Source organism: Streptomyces spongiae (assembly GCF_009377185.1).
Classification (GTDB): domain Bacteria; phylum Actinomycetota; class Actinomycetes; order Streptomycetales; family Streptomycetaceae; genus Streptomyces; species Streptomyces spongiae.
The window spans coordinates 1-2,740 of record NZ_VJZC01000903.1 but is presented as its reverse complement, the minus strand read 5'-3'; the positions used below and the strand labels follow the sequence as shown (position 1 = coordinate 2,740).

Sequence of the window (2,740 nt, the reverse complement as noted above, 5' to 3'; positions counted from 1 at the left end):
GCCCATGACCACTGGACGGCCGCTTCATGTGTGCCGGGTGCCGTCGTCAGCGCTTCTCCCGCAGCGAGTGCAGGTGCGCGCTGGAGCGGCGGGCGAAGGTGAACGACTCGGTGGGGTTGTCGTGTTCGGCCTGCCAGTGGTGGGCGAGGCGGTGGCCCTTGAGGCGGGTGACCGCGGATATGAACCGCTTGTAGTCGATGTCTCCGTCGCCGACGTCGACCATGTTGTAGCCGTACTCGCTCGACGGGTCCCTCTCGCCGTCCTTCACGTGGAAGAGCGGGTAGCGGTTGGGGCGCCTGAGGACATAGTCGAGCGGCTCGAAGGGCGCGGGTGTGCCGTCGGGCCGCTTGGAGAAGCGGAACTGACCCACGTAGGCCCAGTAGATGTCCATCTCCAGGTAGACGAGGTCGGGGTCGGTCTCGGCGAGCAGCACGTCGTAGAGACGGACGCGGGGCTTGTCGGTGGCGAAGGAGAACTCCTCGGAGTGGTTGTGCTGGTAGAACTTCATGCCCCGCGCCTTGGCCGCCGCGCCGTAGGTGTTGAACTCCTCGGCTGCGCGCTTCCACGCGTCGACGGTCGAGCCGTAGCGGAACGGGCCGGAGGCGGTGCCGATGTGCTTGAGGCCGAGGGCCTGGGCGTCGTCGAGGACCTTGTTCAGGTTCTGCGCGAAGGTGTACGCGTTCGGGTCGCTGGAGTAGTAGCCGACGTGGCTACCGATCGGGTTCAGGCCGTGGTCGCGGGCCAGGCGCTTGAGCTGGGCGAGCGTGATGGGGCCCGCGGAGCCCTGGGTGTAGCCGGCGAACTCGACCTCGTCGTACCCGTACTTCTCCAGTTCGGCGAAGACCGGCGCGAAGCCGAGCGTGGAGACCTTGTCGCGCAGGGTGTACAGCTGGATGCCGAGCCGTCCGGGCGGCAGAACAGGTCGGCCCCGGCCCGCGGCGCCGGTCGTGGCGGAGGTGGCGGCCGTGGCGGGAGCCGCGGTCCCACCGAGCAGTGCCGCGGCGGTGGCACCCGCGGCCACGCCCAGCATGCCTCTTCGGCTGAGGCGGTGGGAGAGTTCGGGATCGTGGTTCTTGCTGGTGGCGGTCGTGCGGCTCGGTCGCATCAAGCGGCTCATGCCTGGAACTCCTCGGTGTCGGAGGGCGTTGTCAGTGGTGAGTGCTTCACTTGTGATCAGTTGGAAGACCCAGTCGGAAAGGACTGGTCGGGTGGGACCGCGGGCCATGGCGTGCCCGTTCGGCGCCGATCAGTCGAGACCGGCGAGGTGGAGCAGGAGTGGTTTCACATCGGTGGCCGCGAGGCGGCCGCCGACAGCGCGGGGGGTGGAGCAGATGATGAGCGGACCGTCGTCGTCGCTCGTGGGAAGGCGGCCGTGGCTGCCGCGAATAGGTGACGGGTCCAGGGGCACGACCGCCATGCGGTAGCGCATGCCGAGTTTCTTGCGGGCGAGCGCTGTGGCCGCCTTGAGTTTCACGTACGGGTCGAGCGGATCCATGAACAACTCGACCGGGTCGTAGCCAGGTTTGCGGTGGATCTCGACGAGCCGCGCGAAGTCGGGTGCGTGGGCGTCGTCGAGCCAGTAGTAGTACGTGAACCAGGCGTCCGGCTCCGCGACGGCGACGAGTTCGCCGGAGCGCGGGTGGTCCAGGTGGTGGGTCTTCTTGCCCTCGTCGTCCAGGAGTTGCTCGATGCCGGGCAGGTCGGCGAGTGCTGTCCTGGTCGCCTCCAGGTCCTCTGGGTGGCGTACGTAGACGTGGGCGATCTGGTGGTCGGCGACCGCGAAGGCACGGGAGGCCATCGGGTCGAGGTACTCCATGCCGTCCTGCGTGTGGACCTCGAGGAGCCCTGCGCGGCGCAGTGCGCGGTTGATGTCGACGGGGCGGTTCACACGCGTGATGCCGTACTCGGACAGTGCGACGACGGTACGGCCTTCCTGATGGGCCTCGTCGAGGAGCGGGGCGAGCGCGGTGTCCAGGTCGGTGGCCGCTTGGAGGGAGCGCGGGTCGTCGGGGCCGTGGCGCTGCAGGTCGTAGTCGAGATGAGGGAGGTAGCAGAGGGTCAGGTCCGGATGGCGGGTGCGGTTGATGTGGCGGGTCGCTTCGATGATCCATCGGCTGGAGAGGAGGTCGGCGCCGGGACCCCAGAAGTGGAAGAGCGGGAACGTGCCCAGTTTCTCGGTGAGTTCGTCGTGCAGGGCCGGGGGCCGGGTGTAGCAGTCGGGTTCCTTGCGGCCGTCGGAGTAGTAGATCGGACGGGGGGTGACAGTGATGTCGGTGTCGGCGCCCATGGCGTACCACCAGCAGATATTGGCGACCGTGTAGCCGGGGTGGGCGCGGCGGGCGGCGTCCCACAGCTTGTCGCCGGCGACGAGGCCGTTGTGCTGGCGCCAGAGCAGGACGTCACCGAGTTCGCGGAAGTACCAGCCGTTGCCGACGATGCCGTGCTCGGCGGGGAGCGTGCCGGTCAGGAACGTGGACTGGGCGGCGCAGGTGACGGCGGGCAGGACGGTGCCGAGGTGGGCACGGGAGCCTGACCGGCCGAGCGCCTTGAGATGGGGCATGTGGTCGAGGAGCCGGGGGGTGAGGCCGACGACGTCCAGGACGAGGAGAGGAGTGGGCCCCGCTTCGGTGTGAGGGGTCACGGGAGCTCCTTGAGGCCGAGGTCCGTCAACAGGTCGCGGGCGAGGGCGAGTTCAGCAGCGATGCCCTCGGCGAGCTGGGTGCGGCCGCGGGGACGCAGC

At 68.9% G+C, this 2,740-nt stretch carries 2 protein-coding genes; both read right to left on the bottom strand.

The genetic code is table 11. From position 1 onward, the window contains the following. Window positions 1-46 precede the first annotated feature (46 nt). Complete coding sequence (locus FNH08_RS48450; RefSeq protein ID WP_194238877.1) at window positions 47-1,117, bottom strand: sugar phosphate isomerase/epimerase family protein; 1,071 nt, start codon at window positions 1,115-1,117, stop codon at window positions 47-49. Between the two features lie 129 nt (window positions 1,118-1,246). Beyond that, window positions 1,247-2,641, bottom strand: a complete 1,395-nt coding sequence (locus tag FNH08_RS48445; protein ID WP_322726620.1) for a nucleotide pyrophosphatase/phosphodiesterase family protein — start codon at window positions 2,639-2,641, stop codon at window positions 1,247-1,249. Window positions 2,642-2,740: the final 99 nt, after the last annotated feature.

Excerpts from the sequence above, each read along its gene's own strand:
- FNH08_RS48450 (WP_194238877.1), bottom strand. The coding sequence starts at position 1,117 with ATGAGCCGCTTGATGCGACCGAGCCGCACGACCGCCACCAGCAAGAAC.